This is a genomic window from Chryseobacterium vietnamense, from assembly GCF_031454475.1.
GTDB classification, from domain to species: Bacteria; Bacteroidota; Bacteroidia; order Flavobacteriales; family Weeksellaceae; genus Chryseobacterium; species Chryseobacterium vietnamense.
This window is the reverse complement of the sequence record NZ_JAVDQX010000001.1, coordinates 1,979,768-1,998,713: the sequence shown is the minus strand read 5'-3', so window position 1 is coordinate 1,998,713 and position 18,946 is coordinate 1,979,768. Positions and strand designations below refer to the sequence as shown.

General features: G+C 35.7%; 18 protein-coding genes and 1 tRNA gene. 12 read left to right on the top strand and 7 right to left on the bottom strand.

Translation table 11 applies throughout. The annotated features are described in order from the left end of the window. Positions 1 to 7: 7 nt before the first annotated feature. Together J2786_RS09055 and J2786_RS09050 are read left to right on the top strand one after the other, a co-directional pair. Positions 8 to 2,812 (top strand): collagen binding domain-containing protein, encoded by a 2,805-nt coding sequence (locus tag J2786_RS09055; protein WP_047433648.1) that lies wholly within the window; start codon positions 8 to 10, stop codon positions 2,810 to 2,812. Positions 2,813 to 2,822: 10 nt separating this feature from the next. Further along, positions 2,823 to 4,256 (top strand): hypothetical protein, encoded by a 1,434-nt coding sequence (locus tag J2786_RS09050; protein WP_047433647.1) that lies wholly within the window; start codon positions 2,823 to 2,825, stop codon positions 4,254 to 4,256. A gap of 116 nt (positions 4,257 to 4,372) precedes the next feature. Here the strand turns inward: J2786_RS09050 and J2786_RS09045 are convergent, their stop codons facing one another. After that, positions 4,373 to 4,660 carry a hypothetical protein gene (locus J2786_RS09045; RefSeq protein WP_047433646.1) on the bottom strand — a complete coding sequence of 96 codons (288 nt, stop codon included), beginning with the start codon at positions 4,658 to 4,660 and terminating at the stop codon, positions 4,373 to 4,375. Between the two features lie 76 nt (positions 4,661 to 4,736). Here J2786_RS09045 and J2786_RS09040 point away from each other — a divergent pair, with 76 nt between their 5' ends. The 7 genes from J2786_RS09040 (at position 4,737) to J2786_RS09010 (ending at position 11,934) form a co-directional block, all read left to right on the top strand. Continuing rightward, positions 4,737 to 5,471 carry a sensor histidine kinase gene (locus J2786_RS09040; protein ID WP_047433645.1) on the top strand — a complete coding sequence of 245 codons (735 nt, stop codon included), beginning with the start codon at positions 4,737 to 4,739 and terminating at the stop codon, positions 5,469 to 5,471. Next, entirely contained in the window at positions 5,471 to 6,115 is a 645-nt protein-coding gene (locus J2786_RS09035; protein WP_047433644.1) for a response regulator, read from the top strand. The genes J2786_RS09040 and J2786_RS09035 overlap by 1 nt, the downstream gene beginning before the upstream one ends. 704 nt (positions 6,116 to 6,819) lie before the next feature. Further along, positions 6,820 to 8,442, top strand: coding sequence for a helix-turn-helix domain-containing protein (locus tag J2786_RS09030; protein WP_052187096.1), 1,623 nt, complete (start codon positions 6,820 to 6,822; stop codon positions 8,440 to 8,442). A gap of 462 nt (positions 8,443 to 8,904) precedes the next feature. Continuing rightward, on the top strand, positions 8,905 to 9,336 hold the full coding sequence (locus tag J2786_RS09025; RefSeq protein WP_047433642.1) for a hypothetical protein: 432 nt from the start codon (positions 8,905 to 8,907) through the stop codon (positions 9,334 to 9,336). Positions 9,337 to 9,399: 63 nt separating this feature from the next. Further along, a complete protein-coding gene (locus J2786_RS09020; RefSeq protein WP_047433641.1) occupies positions 9,400 to 9,729 on the top strand; it encodes a hypothetical protein in 330 nt (109 codons plus the stop codon). 29 nt (positions 9,730 to 9,758) lie between these two features. Then, on the top strand, positions 9,759 to 11,183 hold the full coding sequence (locus J2786_RS09015; protein WP_156121535.1) for a phage tail-like protein: 1,425 nt from the start codon (positions 9,759 to 9,761) through the stop codon (positions 11,181 to 11,183). Continuing rightward, entirely contained in the window at positions 11,161 to 11,934 is a 774-nt protein-coding gene (locus tag J2786_RS09010) for a hypothetical protein (RefSeq protein ID WP_047433640.1), read from the top strand. Before J2786_RS09015 ends, J2786_RS09010 begins: the two co-directional genes overlap by 23 nt. A 54-nt stretch (positions 11,935 to 11,988) precedes the next feature. Here J2786_RS09010 and J2786_RS09005 read toward each other — a convergent pair. Further along, positions 11,989 to 12,062, bottom strand: a tRNA-Arg gene (locus J2786_RS09005). Positions 12,063 to 12,121: 59 nt separating this feature from the next. Here J2786_RS09005 and J2786_RS09000 point away from each other — a divergent pair. From J2786_RS09000 to J2786_RS08990, 3 genes are read left to right on the top strand one after another with little or no spacing between them, the layout of a single operon-like run. After that, positions 12,122 to 13,168, top strand: coding sequence for an ABC transporter substrate-binding protein (locus tag J2786_RS09000; RefSeq protein WP_047433639.1), 1,047 nt, complete (start codon positions 12,122 to 12,124; stop codon positions 13,166 to 13,168). Between the two features lie 43 nt (positions 13,169 to 13,211). Continuing rightward, positions 13,212 to 13,856 (top strand): monofunctional biosynthetic peptidoglycan transglycosylase, encoded by a 645-nt coding sequence (mtgA, locus tag J2786_RS08995; RefSeq protein ID WP_047433638.1) that lies wholly within the window; start codon positions 13,212 to 13,214, stop codon positions 13,854 to 13,856. 13 nt (positions 13,857 to 13,869) lie between these two features. Beyond that, on the top strand, positions 13,870 to 15,900 hold the full coding sequence (locus tag J2786_RS08990; protein ID WP_047433637.1) for a transporter-like protein: 2,031 nt from the start codon (positions 13,870 to 13,872) through the stop codon (positions 15,898 to 15,900). 55 nt (positions 15,901 to 15,955) lie between these two features. Here the strand turns inward: J2786_RS08990 and J2786_RS08985 are convergent, their stop codons facing one another. From J2786_RS08985 to J2786_RS08965, 5 genes are all read right to left on the bottom strand, one after another. Then, positions 15,956 to 16,123: a bacteriocin-like protein gene (locus tag J2786_RS08985; protein ID WP_156121532.1), complete on the bottom strand. Its 168-nt coding sequence runs from the start codon at positions 16,121 to 16,123 to the stop codon at positions 15,956 to 15,958. A 101-nt stretch (positions 16,124 to 16,224) separates the two neighbouring features. Next, a complete protein-coding gene (locus J2786_RS08980) occupies positions 16,225 to 16,518 on the bottom strand; it encodes a hypothetical protein (protein WP_047433636.1) in 294 nt (97 codons plus the stop codon). 61 nt (positions 16,519 to 16,579) lie between these two features. Next, complete coding sequence (locus J2786_RS08975) at positions 16,580 to 16,957, bottom strand: four helix bundle protein (protein WP_047433635.1); 378 nt, start codon at positions 16,955 to 16,957, stop codon at positions 16,580 to 16,582. A gap of 132 nt (positions 16,958 to 17,089) precedes the next feature. Continuing rightward, positions 17,090 to 18,169: a DNA replication/repair protein RecF gene (gene recF, locus J2786_RS08970; protein ID WP_047433634.1), complete on the bottom strand. Its 1,080-nt coding sequence runs from the start codon at positions 18,167 to 18,169 to the stop codon at positions 17,090 to 17,092. 3 nt (positions 18,170 to 18,172) lie between these two features. Further along, a complete protein-coding gene (locus J2786_RS08965) occupies positions 18,173 to 18,928 on the bottom strand; it encodes a UbiA prenyltransferase family protein (protein WP_047433633.1) in 756 nt (251 codons plus the stop codon). Positions 18,929 to 18,946: the final 18 nt, after the last annotated feature.

Genomic DNA, 18,946 nt, shown 5'->3' with positions numbered 1-18,946 from the left:
TTAAGCTTTGAAACCACAGAATGGAATATCGATATCAGTGCTAAGAAGAACAATCTTATGTTTTGTACTTGTTCTTCTGCAATTTTCGTGGGCTTTTGCACAGGAAAGGAAGGATATTCAGATCCATTTTGAAAACGACAGTGTTGCTGTTGAGAAAGGTTCTACTTTTACTAATTTCCTGGTCATTGAGAATAAAAGTTCTGAAGAGATTATCATTCAGAATATCATACCTCAGGAAAAATATCCGGGATTGCTTTTCTATCCCAAAAATGACTTTACCTTAAGTGCGGGTCAGTCTAAAAATCTTCCTGTGAAGCTGATCGCCAACGTGGATTTTATGAAACTGAGATCCAATGAGATCAAATTCCAGGTTTCGTACGCCACCCCGACAGTTACCAGAACTGAAAGCGCCTCATTCTTAGTTGTTAAAGGCGAGAACAAAAACATCGCAATTTATACGGCCAACTACGAAAATTTCATTAACCCCGCTTTGCCTCAATCCTCAATTCTGCTGACTGTAGAAAATCAGGGTTACAGTAAGCGAACTGTCAGGATTGATTTGCAATCTATTCCTGATGGCCTGGAAATTTTACCAAAGCAGCAAACTTTATCTCTGGAAGGTTTAGAAAAACAAACGGTTGAGATCAAAATTGCAGTCAGAAAACAGAATACACTTTATCCGGAATTTAATATTAATGCCATCGTCACAGATCTGCTTGATAATAAAATTGTGGGAAGCAACACGCTCTACTTAGTCATTTTATCGCATAACAGACAAATGGCCAGAGGAAACGAAGCGGTGAGCGGAAGTAATTTTGCGGAAATGAGCTATAACGAAAACAGTTCAGGTTTCAATTATCTTCAATTAAGGGGAAATACAGCATTTCGGGTGTCTGAGAATTTGAAATCGCGCTTCAATATCGGAGCAGATTACTATGTTGAAGACGGCCGTTATAACCTGTATGATACCTGGCTGGAACTGGAGAGAAAAAATACGGTTTTACGCTTGGGAAATGTTAACAGCAGCGATTACGATTACCCGGTTTTCGGAAGAGGAGGGAAAGTTTCTACCAAATTTGGTGAAAATAATCAGATTGAAATTCTTGCACTGGAAAATAATTATAATCTGTACGGTACTTATTTCCAGCAAACAGAAGGATCTACCATAGCGGGTGGAAAATATGCTTTTGGAAATGCTAAATCTTTCAATGGGAAAGTGTCCTATCTATTCGACCATGATCCACGCTTTAACGTAGATACGCAGGTACTGAACGCGGTAACATCATTGTTAATTAGTGATAAACATGCAATTCGCACGGAGGTAGGCCTGAGCCACGAAAAAGGCCTTGTGAACAGAGATGAAAACGCAGGAGCTTCAATGGGAGCTAATTACGAGGGGAAAATAGGGAAATGGGATATACAATCTGTTAACTCTTTTGCCACCAAAAGCTATGCAGGGATCAAACGGGGATCCTTTTTCTCAAATCAGAGGATCGGCCGCCAGTTTTCTGGTGCTCAGCGCGCTTTTATACAATATCAGAATTCGCAGGTAGAACCTGAGTTCCTGAGTTTCCAGAGTGAGCCAATTCAACCTGGGAACACCTCAAATTTGCGTTATTATTTCAACAGTACAGAAGCTTTGGGCATAGGTTACCAGTTTTCTTTAAAGAAGTGGAATTTTCTCCTGTCTCCCAAGGTTGAAAAGCAGAAAACAGCTAATTTTTACACCTCACAGGAACTTTTTTCATATAGGTTGGAAGCCAATATCAGCACTACATTAGGTGCCCATGGATTGAACCTTACGGCGGAATATTCTTATTCAAAAGAGAACAATAAACCGGACTGGTTCAACAGTTTGAAAACAACCCTGTCTTACAGATATAAGTCATTCTCCCTCAACGGAACAGCGCAATGGAACGCAACCAGTGTTTTTGATTTAAATTCTTATTATGATGTAAACCGTGATTTCGCCAACTATAATGTATACGCTTCGTATAATTTCCAGATGCTTAATCATAATCTGACCGGATCTTTTTCAGCCGGAACCTTCTATTCAGAACTTTATAAGAATTTAAACAGCAATATCACCGGTAATCTGGAATATAAGATCTCGTCTTCCTGGTCCACCACAGGTTATTTTAATCTTTCCGGTTATAAATCTACGGCTGAATATTCAACCAGTGGCAGCTATTACCAGTACAGAGTGGGAATTAAAAAATATTTTACCACAGCTACGGCTCTCGGAAATCATAAAGTTGCTTTCCAGTTCTTTGAAGATAAAAATTTCAATGGACTTTTGGAATCCGGTGAACCGGTACTTGCTAATGAAATCGTAAAGCTGGACAATTATGTAGCAATGACGGATAAGAATGGAAAAGTAGTTTTTCAGAATGTGCCTGAAGGTACATACACCCTGAAAGTGAACGAAAGTGCGGGTGCCCGGTTGATGATGGATCCTGTGATTATGGTACATAACAATATTAACCGTAAAGTAGGTCTGGTAAAAAATATCAGAGTAAGTGGAAAATTAACAGAGATCAAACAGGCTTACGATATTTTGGAAACAGATGTAACCGGAATAGTAGTATATGCAAAAGGTGAAGATGGTGCCATCTATACTGCTGTGGTTAACCAAAAAAATGAGTTTGAGTTTTTCCTGAAAGATGGGAAATACAACCTCTATATTGAAAATGACAAATACAGCTATACACAACCTACCCAAACGATTCAGGTGACAAAAGAAGGGTATTCCAAAACCGTGGTTTTTGAATACAAGAAGAAAGACACCACCATTAAGGTGAAAAAGTTTTAAATTTAAAAGTATGAAAAAGATGAGGGTTTTTTTAGTAGGAATTTTTACCGTGTTCTGTGGGGCTGCAGCTACGCAAGCTCAGGATATCTACCTGTCAGTTCCCGATAATAATATTTTTAACAGGACCGAATTTACTTCAGTGCCTACAAGAGTAATGACGAACGCCAACAGAACCAACTGGGATTATGCCTTTTTGGGATTACTCCCAACAGCTCCTACCTTTACCTCTGTTTCCGGACCAAATTTTACTCACTCTTCTTCCTCACTTACTTTACCCGGTTCCACTCTTCTGTGGCAGTTGGAAAGTATGGGCGGGCAGCTGCCATATACCGGACTTTCAGGTTATTTGCCAGGGTTTCAGTCGTTCAGTACAAGCGCTATAAAATGGTTTGAACCGCCATCAATCAGTCTCGCGGGAGGATTTAACCGCGGAAATATCAATTTTACATTTAAAATTCCTGCCTCACAATTTACTGCCAATGCCTTCCGGGCCGGAAATTACTCCATGGATATCACTCAGAATTATAATGATTTCACACCACATAATTTTAAAACAATTTTAGTTATTCCTTCATCTATACGATGGGTCGCAAACTCCTTAACAAAATACATAGAAATATCTTCTCTGAATGATTACCGCAGTACAAGCACGCGGGTGTGGGATTTGGGAAACACGGAAATCGCAAATACGGTTGATTTTAATTTTTGGGCGAAAGCTGCTGGCACAAACATTCAGTTTACCTCCTCTAAAGGTGTTCCGGGAACCAGAAATATAGCAAGCATTAAATTAGGCAGTAACGGGTCGGCACTCGCCACCAAAGCCTTATCTTCCGATTTTCAGAATTTTTCCGCTGCTAATTTCAGTGTTGCAGCGGGAAACAGAAACAGCTTCATTCCTCAGCTTTATGTGTCTGCGGAAGATTTTAAAAACTTCTTTTTTGAAGCCGGAACATATACTTTTGAATTGAACTTCAATGCCAGAAGTACAGATAATTCAATTAACAGTTTGCAAAATACAGCCGTTCAGTTAAAGGTGCTTCCTCTGTCTGAGATCACCATTCCCAGTTCCGGACGCAACGTCAACTTTAATTTTAATACCGCTGCCCAGTACACCGGAGGTCAGTCACAAATGATTCCCAACCAGATTATGTTGTCCAATAATGAAAATTTTGAGCTCTATGTAAAATCGGATGAAAATTATTTCAAGAAAGGGGGGCTGCAGACCAGCATCAATTCCAACATATTACAAATTGGTGTGGATGGAAGTTCTGTAAGTGCACCCTTATCCAAAACGCCTCAAAAAATACTCTTTAACGGAGCACCGGTTTTGGACCGGGGACTGAATATAAGATATACCATATCACCCGAGAGTGGCCAAAGTTTGGTTGGTAAGGAAAATACTACTTACTCCATCAATGTTTATTATAGTTTTACGGCAATTTAACAATGCTCTTCCTTATAGATCATTTTAATAGCAATAATCAATCGACTGATCAGCACGATATTATCAAATTAACTGCATGAGAAAAATTCAAGCTGTTTAAATTAAAATTTTATTAGTTAATCTTCTGATATTTGGTACAAGAATATAAACACTGGCATTTTCGTTTTTTCTTTCATAATCTTTGGAATGTCTTCTGGTATTAAGAGTCCGGCAGATAACTTTCTCAACAATTCAGCGCTTTTCATGAATTTCAACTTTGCCGTTTGTGCAATGTGGATTTTAGTAAGATAAAATATGGGATTTACTATTTCAAGTAAATCCCATTCTTTTTTTTTAACTAATATGATATTTTTTTTAACTTGCCAGTTCCTGAAGAAAGGCCTGAAACGGATGTTTTTATTCACATTTAAACAATATAACCCTTCTGCTTTCTTTCAAAAAAAATAATTCAAACAGCTTCTAAACCGTGATACTTAATTTATGAATGATCTTATCAACGAGCTCCAATTAAAAATCGAAAAACTGGAAAATGAAATCAATTTCAAGAACGGACTGATTTCAATATTGTCTCATGACTCAAAAGAATTGTTTGGAACCTTTCTTTGGCTTACAGAAGAGCTGGAGCAAAAGACTTTAAGTGAGGAAGATTTTTTTAAGTTATTGCCACAGGTAAAACGTGATACCCAAAAGAATCTGCAAACTATTCAGGATAGCGTTGCCTGGCTAAAAACACAATACGGGGAATTTCAGATCAAACCTGTTAAAATAATGGTGATGGATCTTTTTCACTATCTGGAAGAAAAATACGCTGCTAAATTAAAGGAAAAAAATATTAACTTTTATTTTAAAGGAGATCACAATGCATCTATTACAAGTGATCGCCTGCTGCTGGAATATGTTTTAGACAAAATTTTTAACAATGCAGTAAAATATTCATTTGAGGGTCAGGATGTTTATTTACAGGCGATTACAGAAGGTGATCAGGTTGTGCTTTCTGTAATTGATTCCGGAACAGGAATACATGAAAAGTATTTATCTACGATCTACAATTATGATAGTCCCGTATTCCTGGGAACTGCGGGTGAGAAAGGCGTGGGATTAAGTTTGAAAATTGTAAAAAATTTTATATCCTTGCTGTATGGAAACATCCAAATCATTTCCGCTGAAAATAAAGGCACTACGGTTTCCCTTTTTTTACATAAATTTATAGAATAATGGGTTTAAAAGTAAACATTCGCATTGTTGTAGCAGACGATCATGGTATCGTCCGGATGGGTTTGATACAGACAATTAAACGATTCAGACCCGATGCCATCATTTCAGAAGTAGAAGATTATAAATCGCTTTATAAATTAATTCTGAACGAAGAATTTGATCTGGCCATTATGGACGTTAATATGCCTAATGGTACTGTTCAGGAAGCAATAGATTACATAAAAATTCACCAGCCTGCATTAAAAACTCTTATATTTTCTTCGCAGGATGAAGAATTGTATGGGATGCGTTATCTGAAAATGGGTGCTGGCGGCTATCTCAGCAAGCTAAGCTCCACGGAAGTGATTGAGACTGCTTTAACGGCGATGCTCACTAAAGGCCGATATATCAGTGATAATATAAAAGAAGCTATTTTTTTAGAATCATTAAATGGCACACCCAAAAGTTCTCCCTTTGAAGCGCTGTCAGACCGCGAATTGCAAATTGCCAATAAACTTGCAGAAGGTCTTCCCCTCAAAGAAATTTCTAATCAGCTGAATCTCCATTCATCCACGATCAGTACTTACAAAATCAGGTTGTTTGAGAAGCTGAAAATACGATCCATACCCGAATTGGTGGAAATCCTCAGACTGTATAATCAGTAGATATTCTATCACAAAAAATTTCATTTTAATTGAATGAGATTAAGTTACTTTTCTGTTTCCTTTTCAGTTCCGTAAGAATTGTTTGTTCTTCGGGAAATATTAATCGTACTGTATATAAAAGTTCAGAAAATGCTCAGTTTAGGTATAGAAAAGTGTTTCGGATCATTTTATAAACTATTTTGTGTATCATTATTCTCGAATACTGGCAGCCAGTTGATTGCAAGCTACGGACATTGTATTTAATTTGCTGCCACAAATAATGATGGAATCCACTTGCGGATTTATAAATTTTTTGGAGAGTTCCCTCAGTCTTTATGACTTTATCCCAAGATTTTATTTTCATCTCTATTTCTTCATTTTAAGCATCATTATCTTTATTACTGCCGGATTGGCTGCCCACAACAGGATCAGATTTTCACTGTTGAAGATATTAAGAAACCGGAATCAAGGTATTCTTACGAGAGATTTTGTTCAGTAGCATCAAAGGGTCATTCGAAAGAAAGACTTTTTTATCATTACATTCTCCCACTTATCAAGTCATTTAAAAGTTCTGGAAATTGTGGACTGTCTTTTGCAACTTAATGTTGATTTTTTAATTTAAGTAATGGTTTTACATAATATCTACAGGTGTATAATGCATATAATGATGGGTATGTGTTTGTTTTTTTCAGTATTAAATTCGTTAAATATAATTTTCTTAAAATATGGTTCGCAAATCTTTTTATATTCTCATTTCAATCTTACTGACAAGTCTATCGGTAAAGTCCCAGACAAAAAATGATCAGGATTTTATAAAGATTTATTACCATACATTTAAGGAAGAACGGGTTGATAAAATGCTGAGAATTGGTGATTCTATTTATCAAACTTCACATAATGAAGACCATAAGATAAGATCACTGGTTATTATGGGCACCGCCTACTCACGTCAGCTTAATGCAAGCAAATCTATCAAAAGCTGGAAAAAAATAGATTCAATGGCAAAAAAATCGGGTCTTTCTGACTGGGAAGCACTTGCCAATGAAAGGCTTGCTTCGGAATATTTAAAGCTCAATCTGCTTGATGCCAGCAAACAGTTTTTAAATAGAGCAAAAGCAGCTGGAAAATCATTATCAAACTCTATTGAAGGAAGATATATCTATGCAATGTTACTCGAAACAGAGGCCCTGCAGAATCTGGAAGAAAAAGATACAGTAAGCTTTATCAAAAAGATTAAAAATAATCAGGCTTATCTTGAAAAAATACAAAAAAATGAAGTCACTGACTTTCTTTTGGGTAAATCTTATCTTAAACTAGGTGAAGTATATGTTCAAAAGAACAGTCTGGATTCCGCAAATAACTACTTTCATCTTGCTGATAAAAAACTGCGGGACTCAAAGATTAAATCTGATGCAGTTACCAATGCCACTTACTACAGAGGATTGGGTAATATTGCTTTAAAACGGAAAAAGTATGATGAGGCGGAGGCATTTTTGCTAAAAGCGAAAAATATTGCTTTTGTCCAAAAAAATAAAAAGGAAAGTGATTTTGTCATTAACGATCTTAGAAAGCTTTACAGACTCACTCATAATCACGAAAGGCTTCTTGAAATCAGTCCAATAAAAGACTCCATTGACCTTCTGAAAAAAAATGAGCTGGTGGCTTTGGCAGATCAGGATTTCAAGGAAGAAGCAGCAAAGAAAAATAAATTTGCCGGGTATTTTCATATTTTAATCTACGTATCTGCATTCTTATTTCTGGTGATGATTGGTCTTTATTTTTATTATAAAAAGCAAAAAAGAAAGAATAGACTGCCGTTTGAGAAAATTATTAACGGTTTAAATGCTCCGTTGGAGAATGAGTGTGCTGAAATAGTGGCTGATACAGAACCTGTAAGAAATCACTTTATAAAAGACGATTCAGATAAAGGTACAGAAACGGATACGGAGACAGAAGTAGCTTCCTCATTTTATATAAGTGTGGAAAAAGAGGAGGAGCTGGTAAAACGCATGAAAGATTTTGAGCACCGGCATTTATATCTGGATAAGAAAATTTCCAGGCCTAAAATGGCCTCACTGCTTAATACGAATACAAAGTACCTCTCTTATATTATTAAAAAGTATAAAAAGTTAGATTTTAGCGAATATATCAATCATAACAGAATCAATTATATAACAAAAAAGTTATACAAGGAACCCGAATACCGTAACTATAAGATAAGCTACTTAGCGGAAATATGTGGTTACTCATCCCATAGCAGATTTGCTGATATATTCAAAAGGCAGATGAATATTTCTCCATCAGAGTTTATTGCACAGTTACAAAACAGAGCAGAAAACAAGTTTTAAGTATTGAAAATAGTGCTTTATTTACTATTACGAATTAAAATTTATTTAACCTATCAGAGTTTCAAATTCTGATAGTTTTTTTTTAATCACCAAATAATAAGGCGTCACTTTTATTATGTATTGGTTTTTTGGTCCAAAAATAGACCCTGAAATTTAAAAATATCCTTCATTTTTATCCCTATTAAAATACATTTAGTATAAGTCAAATTTTGATGTTATATTGTTTTAAATCAGTTGTTTGTAGTTGGTTTTATACTGTTAGTATTCACGAATTGTAAAAGGTATTTCTGTATAGTTTCTGCAAGATCACTATACCTTTGTCTTTAGTAATAAGGATATCTGATATACTGATTTTTACCTTTATTCTTCCTATAAAATTATAACAGATATTCATATGGGAAAACCAAAGAAATAATACCTCTATTTCTAGCTAAGCATGAAACTGAGATTTAAATATACCTTATGAAAACAGATTTTAAAGATATCCGTATTGGACAGTTTATAGCAAAAAGAGTACAGGAATGTGATATGGATAATGTACGGATATGTAACTTTTTCAGATGTTCTCAGGAAGAAGTTGAGGAAATGTATAAGAAGCAGGATTTATGTACAGAATTGCTTCTTAAATGGAGTAAACTGTTAAGTTATGATTTTTTCAGGTTATATACTCAGCATCTTATATTGTATTCGCCACCGGAAGGAGGTGAGAAAAAAAATGAACCAGTATCTACTTCACTACCCATGTTCAGAAAGCATATTTATACAAAAGAGCTTATTTCTTTTGTGATAGATCAGATCAATACAGGAGCAATGAATAAAAGTGAGGTCATGAGCAGATATAGAATCCCTAAAACAACTCTTTACAAATGGCTCAGTAAATACAACCCTAAGTGAGATCTCAGGAATCTATACAGTAATCCACTTCGGATAAAATAATTAGTAACAGAAATTACGTATATGAAAAATGAAATATCGCCTAACTATATAGCAATTTACCAGGATATCATCAAGATAAAATATCCTGAAAAGGAAGAAAAATGTAAAAATCTTCTTCAGAAGCATAAACTGACAACCAGAGAGGTTATTCTTCTCAATACGATGATATTTGGAAATGAACAGCCTTCTCCCCATAAAAAGAATAGTAAGTTCAGATCTTACGATAAGGAAACAGTAGAGTATATCATAGAATATCAGAACAGAAATAATCTTAACCTCAGCCAAACATCCAAACACTTTAAAATGAGTAGGAATACGCTGTCTAAATGGAGAAAGGATTTAGCAAAATAATATCCAAATACGATTCAAAACAAAGCAAAATGAAAAAAAAAATAACAATTGTATCAGCATTATTGATTTCCGGAATCACCTTTTCTCAGCTAGGGATTAACACTTCTTCTCCAAAGGCAACGCTGGATATCAGTGCAAAAATTCCTACAGGTACTACAACATCCCCTGAGGGTCTTCTGATCCCTCAGGTAAACAGGGAGAGAGCACAGTCGATGACCGGAGTTGCTCTTTCTACGATGATCTATGTAAATGAAGTCAGCACCGGAAGCCAGTCCGGTAATGCAGTAAATATCGACAACGTAGGTTATTATTACTTTAATGGAAGTGTTTGGATAAGATTAAGCGCAGATACCAGCAAATTTGTGGATAAAAGCATTTATACAGCGGATGGAAGTTTAGAAGCCAACCGTACTGTCACCCAGGGAGCGAATACACTAGCCTTTACCGGAAATGCAGTAAATGCTTTTTCTGTAGATGGATCTACCTTATCAGTAGATGCTGCCAATGACAGATTGGGGGTAGGAACAACGGCGCCTGAAGTAAAACTGCATGTAGAGGGTAGTTCTATTCTCAATGCTGCAAGGACGGTCAGTTCAACAAAAAATGCACTTGATATTAATATTGGCCAGAACGGTTATAGTTATGGTAACAGGACCGATAATTTTGGGATTAATATTGCTTCCAGATCAACCGTTGGTACAGGCCCGGTTGCGAGGATCAATTTTGGAGATAATAATGTAACAACAGCAGGCTCCGGAAAGTATTTATCATTTAGTGTAGGAAACGAACTTAATGAACTTATGTTCCTTACGAGTAGTAATTCAGGCAGAGTCGGAATAGGAACTTCTGCTCCTACCCATAAACTTCATGTCAACGGAACCAATCCATTACGATTACAAGGGCTTTCTGCGGGAAATACCTCTACAGATTCCCTGATGGTTGTTGATGCTACTGGCGTTGTTAAAAGAATTGGTGCATTAGGTTCCTTATCTATGATTCCAAGCGCTGCAATTTTCAGGCTGGAAACTCCACAATTAAATTTCTTGCAGACACAAGCTATAGGTGAAAGGCAGGTGGTTCCTATGTCTTTGGTTAAAAATACCATTCCCGGAATGAGCTTTAATGCAGCAACAAGTACCATTACTTTTCCGGCAGGGACTTATCAGATGACCTTTGTATATGAAGCATTACATAATGCGACAGGATGTACTATCAGCTCATACTTTGTAGATTTTCCTCTTAATACAGGCAGTACCAGAATTCATAGTACAGCTTCACACATTGAAGGAGTTGTTTCCAATCACGGAAGTACCATAACCCATGCTACCACGGTTCCTGCTAACAGAACATGGACTATAACTCTTGGAAGAGGCCAATCGGGCAACTGTGCAGGAGCAGGGATGAGCCTGACCGCATATTCTACCCAATTACTTGTTTACCGGATGGGAGATTGATTTCTTAATTCAAACTTACGGATTTTGTTTCTTCACTTTCTGCTATTACCTTCAGAAAATCAGAATCAGGCATCGCTGGAAAGCTGTTGAAATAGAAAACAGCTCTTGTAACGAGTACTCTGCTGAAGCAGGAGTTTTCGAAAACGGAAATACCTGGAAACAGTTTTATCAGTATAACAACGCATTAGGAAATAAAAAACGACATCAAAGAGTGAAATCTTCAAATGTCGGTCTTGTGGCCAAGACGAGCGTATCTTCAAACACTTTTATCGATGCATGGAGGGAAACCAGTTTTAACATTCTGGCTCATAATATTGAATTTCCGTATATTGACGAGATGAATAGGGAAGTAAGAATAATATATATATCAGAGATTAATTATGAATGTTATTTTTGCGGTAATTGCTGGAAAATAGTTTACGAAGGTAAAACCACAAATATTAATATGAATAATTTCTATGGTCATCCATTTTATATAATTTTTGAACATGTAGAAACGGTGAGTAAACAGTTAACAATGCTAATCAATAAAAATAATAGATTACTTTCCGATCTTTTTCCTATAGAACTGATCTTGAGAGGTATTATTGATAACCATCAAGGTTACTGGTTAAATTTATGTTTATCTTTTATTATTAAAATGGAATGCTTAGACAGTAATATTATTCAACTTTTGAATACAGCTCAAAACAATAAAAAATTCAGTCAAGAATTAAGACATAAAATAGCATGCTGTAAAAGTTTGATATAGAGATTTTTATGCATAAAAAAAGAGAGACAACTATCAAATAGTTGTCTCCTTAAGTGACCTCGACAGGATTCAAACCTGTAACCTTCTGAGCCGTAATCAGATGCGCTATTCAGTTGCGCCACGAGGCCTTTTGTTATCTTGTTGTTTAACGGTTGCAAATATACCACTTTTTTCCGTTCTTTGAAAGATGAAACAGAAAATTTTACTTTTATTTACGGTCTTCTCGCTAATTGCCTGTAAAAGAGAATCAAAAATTTCGTCCTCAGATTGGACAAATATCTCAAACCGTACCCAATTTAAGGAACATGATGGTGCCCTTGAGCTAAAATCGGGGAATTTTACTTATAACTTTAAGCAAAATCAAACTCCATTCAAGAAAATAATCCTGCTGAATGCAAGTATGGCCGGATATATTTCGGAGCTTGGAGCTGAAAATCTGATCATAGGAGTTTCCAGCCCGGAGTATATTTATTCTGAAAAAATTCTGAATCTTATTAAAGAAGGAAAAATCCAGAATGTAGGAAGCGAACAGAAATATGACGTAGAAAAGATCATCTCTATGAAACCGGATGCTATTTTTACCAATCACATTGCCAGTTTTGACAATACGTATGAGCTTTTAAAGAATAATGGTATTCAGGTGATATTTCTGGATGAGTACATGGAGCAGAAACCTCTGGAAAAAACAGCTTATATCAAACTTTTTGGAGAATTTTTAGGAAAAGAAAAAGAAGCAGAAACAAAATATCAGGAAGTAGAAAAAAATTATAGAGAACTGAAAAAACTAGCATCAACTGCCAAAGAAAAGCCAGTTATCCTTGCCAATGAAATGTACGGGAACGTATGGTATCTTCCAGGTGGAAATACCTCTGTTGCTCATTATATTTCTGATGCTAATGCGAATTATATCATGAAGGATAATAAAGACGAAAAAGCATTGACAATGAGCTTTGAGGAAGTGTATGCCAAAGCAGGAGGCGTTCAGTACTGGGTAAATGCAGGAAGCCACACTTCAAAAAAAGAAATGCTGGAAATGAATCCTTTCTATGGAAAGCTGGATGTATTCAATAAAGGGAAAATTTATACCATTGCCGGAAAAGAAAAACTGAAAGCCAATGATTTCTTCGAAAGCGGCGTGGTAAGAGCAGATCTTGTCCTTAAGGATTATATTAAGATCTTTCATCCTGAACTTTTACCGGATTATCAGCTTACTTATATGAAAGAATTGCAGTAACTCGTACTATTTGCTTATTTTTGCCTTTCCTTTTTATCAAGTTATGTGGAAAAAAATTAAACAGCTTATCTTCATCATTCTTGTTCTGAATGTAGTTTTTATCATCTGGGGTAGATTTTTTAATCCTCCCATCACTCTTACCCAGATAGGAGGACTTTTTGAATATGGAAAACTGCACAGAGATTATATTTCCTATGATGAAATGGGAAGCAATGTGAAAAAAGCCGTAATTGCCTCAGAAGACCAGAAATTTTTTGTTCATGACGGTTTTGATTATACAGCCATTGAAAAGGCAATGAAATATAATGAGAAAGGCAAAAAAATAAGAGGAGGAAGTACTATTTCCCAGCAAACTGCAAAGAACGTATTTCTTTGGCAGGGCAGAAGCTGGGTAAGAAAAGGACTGGAAGCGGTGTATACTTTCATCATTGAAAAAGTATGGACTAAAGATATCATCCTTGAAAGATACCTGAATTCCATAGAAATGGGACAGGGAGTATTTGGAGTGGAAGCGGCAGCACAATATTATTTTGGAAAATCATCCAAAGATTTAAGTACCTCAGATGCAGCCTGGATTGCTGCTGTATTGCCTAATCCAAAGAAGTATGATCCTAAAAATCCATCCCCGTATCTGAGAAAGAAACATAATTGGATTATGAGACAGATGAGGAATGTGAGTTTGAAATAGTATCTTTGTACTAATGAAATTCTTTAATTCCAGCACAAATTTTGAGTCAGTTCTTAAAAAATACTTTTCTTTTAAGAACGAAACCCTTTCTTTAGAACCTTTTGCAGAGTTTCTTGAGACCATAAAAGAGGCGGACTTCACTGATGTGCTCAATTTCTTTAGAAGCAATCCTAATTTTGCTGAAAACTTTAAATATTACATTCACAATATTTTTAGAGGAAGACCTTTCAACCTTTCCCTGACAGAAGCAAATATTCTTTCAGAAAATGCCTTTTTCCCGGAACTTAAAAAAAGAATACTGAACAAGGTTCTGCCGCCCGTTGAAAACGAAAATACGGTGTGGTACATGATCGATAATGTCAGTATGAGGCCGAAAAGAGATTTGAAATATCTCCATAACCTTCCTGAAAATGAAATCAATGAGTTTTTAAATATGTTGGGAGCTTCGGATTTTATTATCCGTCCTAATGTTAAAAAAGAACTTATTTTCTCTATGAACATTCTCTCCTGGAGGGTAACAGGAATGGCAATGGAAGTGGAAGTGGTGAGAATGGCACCTCAATACAGAAATTTAGACAATCCGTTCCTTGCTCTTCAGAATGAGCTGGAGACATTAGCGGATGATCTCGTAAAAGATCCTGAATTACAGCTGCATTCAAAAGACAGCAGATATAAGCAGATAAAAATCTATGCAGAACAGTGCCAGGAATTTGTAAATATTGCTTTTAAAAATTCTGCCAAATATGGTATTTCAGGAAAGATTAATCAGTCTCTTCTGAAAATCCGCCAACAGACAGAAAGAATTTATGAGATTGTTCAGTTATTGATTATTGATACCGATGAAGATATTCAGATCAAATCCAAGCAGCTGATTTTTAATATTCTGAGTTATAAATCTCACAAAAATAATATTTCAGACCTGATCAATGACAGTACAAGACTGATTTCACACCTTATTACCAATCACACCGCTGAAGCAGGAACTCATTATATTACCTCTACCCGTAAGGAATATATGACCATGTTTTACAAAGCGAGTGGTGGTGGAATTATCGTAGGAGCGCTCTGTGTATTGAAAATGCTCTACGGGTATATCCCCGGAAGCGATTTTTCACACGCTTTCCTGTACTCCATGAACTATGCGATGGGATTTGTGATGATTTATCTGATGGGTTTTACGCTGGCTACAAAACAGCCGGCCATGACAGCCGCTACGATGACAAAAGTATTATCCGAAGAAGGAAATGCCCAAAGAAACAACACAGAATTTGCCCATCTGGTATCTAAATTATTCAGAAGTCAGTTCATTGCCTTTGTGGGGAATGTTTTGCTGGCTTTTCCGGTGGCACTTGCCATCATTTACGGATTGGATGTATTTTTCTCACAAAACCTTGCTGTGGAGCGTTCTGATAAACTGTTAAAAGATCTCGATCCTTTTAAATCAAAAGCTATTCTGCATGCAAGTATCGCCGGATTTTACCTTTTCATTTCAGGAATTATTTCGGGGAATATCGGGAACAACTCTGTGTTTTACCAGATCCCGGAAAGAATTGCCAAAAATCTCTCCATCAGGAGCTTTTTCGGAAAGAAATTCGCAAAAGGACTTTCAAAATATTATGCTAAAAACTGGCCGGGAATCATTTCCAATTTCTGGTTTGGGGTTTTCCTTGGAGCCACAGCACCTGTCGGAATGTTTTTCGGGCTGGATCTGGATATCAGGCACATTACCTTTGCCGCTGGTAACTTTGCTTTAGGATTGTACGGAAAAGATTTCTCCGTAGATTCCTATACATTCTGGATGTCTTTTTTTACAGTCTTTTTAATTGGTTTCTTCAACTTCCTGGTAAGTTTCAGTTTATCAATGTTTCTGGCCTTCAGATCAAGAAAGATGAACTTTGGCCAGGTAAGTGAAATCTATAAAGAAATTTTCAGATACTTTACAAAACATCCGCTGAAATTCTTCCTGCCATTAAGCTCTGGCCTGGATAAGAAGGCAGATGACCTGATGAGCAGTACCATTTCCAATAAATCAGAAGAACATTAATATAACAAAAAATGCTACCGTATGGGTAGCATTTTTCTATCATTATAAGTTACTTTTAAAGACAAATAGGAAGTAACGGGCATTTTGTAGGTAATGTTGTCCAATAAGCACATTCGTTTTCATTAGCGCAGCTTACAGCACAGCAGATCTGTCCAACTCCTCCTCCCTGTATTGTTTTTAAAGTGTTTCTTGTCAGTTTTTTTGATGCAATTGATTTTTTCATGATAAAAATAGTTTTAATTTACCCTAAAAATACGTATTAAATTGCATACAATAAAATAATTTCAACATTGGTGAATTATTTGAAGGATTTGCTCTGTATTCCTATAATATCTGAAGGTCATTAAATTTATCTGCCCCAAATTTATCCTGAAACTTCTTAAGATAAAAGCTTTTCCGCATTTTAAAATCGTGTTTCAACAGGGGAGAATCAATTTTAATAATAATACATTCTTTTTCGATATTAACACTTCTGATTTCATTGAACAGGCTTTCATCAAGATACTCTTCAAGGAAATCTTTAATATCAAAAGCAACAAGTTTATGTTCAAAACCATAAATTCTGGCAAAAGATTTTACCAGTTCAGAGGATTGATATTCACGTTTTTTCTTCTTCATAGTCGGGGTTTCGGGGTTCGGGATGCGTGATTCGAGGTTTTGGGTTGCGTGGTTTATTTTTTTATTGCAGATTGTTTTTATTCCAGTTTTCTATGACCCATTTTTTATAAACGTTAATCTTTCCACCCAGTGTATTATATTCATTTCTTAATGTTTCAAATTCTGAGCAAAATTCAGGGTATAATATGATAATTTTTTCCAAATGATTAATTGTTTCATCGTTACTTGCATGGCTGTAAATCAGAAAGCGAATGTAGTCATTCCTATATGTTGATCTTCCATAGCCTTCGACAATATTTGTAATGACTGAGTCTGAAGACCTTCTTAATTGACTACCCAGTTCGAAAAGTTCGTATTTAGGAAGAAGATGAGATGCTTTATGGATTTTTAAAAATAAATTAAAAGCCATTTTATAAATGTCAAGATTTCTATAACTCATATCATTTGTGTTTTAGGATCTTAAGTTAAGACAAAAAAACATTCCTTTGATAAAGAAAATTCGTTTTTATATCTACACTTACATTTTGTCTACTGTACTTTATATCTCGTAACTCGCATCCCGAATCTATTATTAAACCTCAAAAATGATACTTTCCTCATTAATTTTCTTCACTACACTTTCCGTACGCTCTCTATGGGTATCGGTGATAAAAATCTGTCCAAAGCTTTCCTTATTGACAAGTTCAATCAATTGTGAAACTCTGGTGTCATCAAGCTTATCAAAAATATCATCAAGCAACAGGATAGGAGTCTTTTTGGTGAGTTCTTTTACAAGACTCATCTGAGCAAGTTTTAAAGAAATCAGGAATGACTTCTGCTGTCCCTGAGAACCGATTTTCTTGATTAAAACATGGTCCATTTCAAAAAGAAGATCATCTTTATGAATTCCTTTTGAAGTGTAAGTAAGCATACGGTCTCTCTCAAGGCTTTCTTTTAAAAGGTTTTCAAAAGAATCTTCCAGTAAATGAGATTCATAAATAACAGATACCGTTTCTTTTCCCCCTGAAATAATCTGATAGAAGTTCTGAACAATTGGATTGAGCTGTTCTACAAACTCCTTTCTTTTCTTAAATATTTTCGTTCCGGATCTGGTAATCGGATCATCATAGATTTCCAGAGAATCTTTATCCCAGGTTCTGTTTTTTGCAAAATATTTCAGTAAGGCATTTCGCTGCTGAATTGTTTTCTGATATTGAATAAGATCAAAAAGGTATTCTGAATCCGTCTGAGAAATCATTGCATCCAGAAATTTTCGCCTGCTTTCCCCGGAATCCGAAATAAGATTAGAATCATAAGGAGAAATCATAACACTTGGTAAATATCCGATATGATCTGCAAGCCTGTCATAGCTTTTATCATTCTTCCTGATGACCTTTTTAGCTTCCTTAGGCTGGGTAATTCTGATAATATCTTCGCTGTCTTCATTCTGAATTTCAGCATCAATGGTAAAAAAATCTTCCTCCTGTTTAATATTGTTGAGATCAGTATTTCCTAAAAAGCTTTTTCCTACTGATAAATAATGCAAAGCATCCAGAATATTAGTCTTTCCTACACCGTTGTTCCCCACAAAACAGTTGATTTGCGGGGAAAATTCAAATTTTTTCTCAGAGTGGTTTTTGAAATTGTAGAGGGAAAGCTTCTTGATAATCATTCGTCAAAAATACTCCATTATTACTAAAAATAAAAAAGGAAGTGCCGAACAAGTTTCTACCCCGAACGAGTAATAAGCGTCATCTCTTTTATTATCAGAGAAATAGATGAGAATATAAGTTGCGATGCTTGCCATAAAAAATGCCATGGCATATTGTAATTCAAGATAGAAAACTCCAATGATAGTACTGATGAAAACCAGGGCGTAGGCAATATATTTAGTATTTTCCACACCTATCAGCATTGGGAAAGTCTTTACGGTATCACTGTTCATATCCCGGATATCAAAAGGAAGCACAAGGGCAGTAATAAAGAAAAAGCTGATCAGAAAAATAGGAATACTAAATTCCGGAAGCGTAAGCCAGCAGTTGACCAGTGCCCACACTAATCCTACGTAGAAAACTTTCAGTAAAGGGATTTTCCGGATGTAAACATCAAGAAAAAAACTATTGTAAAGTAATCCCAGTACTACAATAATAAACCATTTCAGAAGTCTTATTTCATTATGATTATGAATGATTAAAAGAGCACAGACAATTCCTGCAATGGCATTGAGAATTACTATTTTTAAAAAGTGTCTGGTGTATTGGTATTTAGTATACAGATAACCACTGAAATAAGTAATGAAAATTAATGCAAAGGTAGGGAAACGGAATGTGTTTTGCTCTTTCATGAAAAATACTGCAAAAAGCGTTCCCATAAGCGAGACATAAAGCTGGCTGTCTATGACCGTTTTTTTCAGTATTTTTAAAATGTTCATTTATCAAAATTAATATAT

Excerpts from the sequence above, each read along its gene's own strand:
- J2786_RS09000 (WP_047433639.1), top strand. The coding sequence starts at position 12,122 with ATGAAACAGAAAATTTTACTTTTATTTACGGTCTTCTCGCTAATTGCC.
- J2786_RS09040 (WP_047433645.1), top strand. The coding sequence starts at position 4,737 with ATGAATGATCTTATCAACGAGCTCCAATTAAAAATCGAAAAACTGGAA.
- J2786_RS08990 (WP_047433637.1), top strand. The coding sequence starts at position 13,870 with ATGAAATTCTTTAATTCCAGCACAAATTTTGAGTCAGTTCTTAAAAAA.
- mtgA (WP_047433638.1), top strand. The coding sequence starts at position 13,212 with ATGTGGAAAAAAATTAAACAGCTTATCTTCATCATTCTTGTTCTGAAT.
- J2786_RS09030 (WP_052187096.1), top strand. The coding sequence starts at position 6,820 with ATGGTTCGCAAATCTTTTTATATTCTCATTTCAATCTTACTGACAAGT.
- J2786_RS08965 (WP_047433633.1), bottom strand. The coding sequence starts at position 18,928 with ATGAACATTTTAAAAATACTGAAAAAAACGGTCATAGACAGCCAGCTT.
- recF (WP_047433634.1), bottom strand. The coding sequence starts at position 18,169 with ATGATTATCAAGAAGCTTTCCCTCTACAATTTCAAAAACCACTCTGAG.
- J2786_RS08975 (WP_047433635.1), bottom strand. The coding sequence starts at position 16,957 with ATGAGTTATAGAAATCTTGACATTTATAAAATGGCTTTTAATTTATTT.
- J2786_RS08980 (WP_047433636.1), bottom strand. The coding sequence starts at position 16,518 with ATGAAGAAGAAAAAACGTGAATATCAATCCTCTGAACTGGTAAAATCT.
- J2786_RS09025 (WP_047433642.1), top strand. The coding sequence starts at position 8,905 with ATGAAAACAGATTTTAAAGATATCCGTATTGGACAGTTTATAGCAAAA.
- J2786_RS09050 (WP_047433647.1), top strand. The coding sequence starts at position 2,823 with ATGAAAAAGATGAGGGTTTTTTTAGTAGGAATTTTTACCGTGTTCTGT.
- J2786_RS09015 (WP_156121535.1), top strand. The coding sequence starts at position 9,759 with ATGAAAAAAAAAATAACAATTGTATCAGCATTATTGATTTCCGGAATC.
- J2786_RS09020 (WP_047433641.1), top strand. The coding sequence starts at position 9,400 with ATGAAAAATGAAATATCGCCTAACTATATAGCAATTTACCAGGATATC.
- J2786_RS08985 (WP_156121532.1), bottom strand. The coding sequence starts at position 16,123 with ATGAAAAAATCAATTGCATCAAAAAAACTGACAAGAAACACTTTAAAA.
- J2786_RS09035 (WP_047433644.1), top strand. The coding sequence starts at position 5,471 with ATGGGTTTAAAAGTAAACATTCGCATTGTTGTAGCAGACGATCATGGT.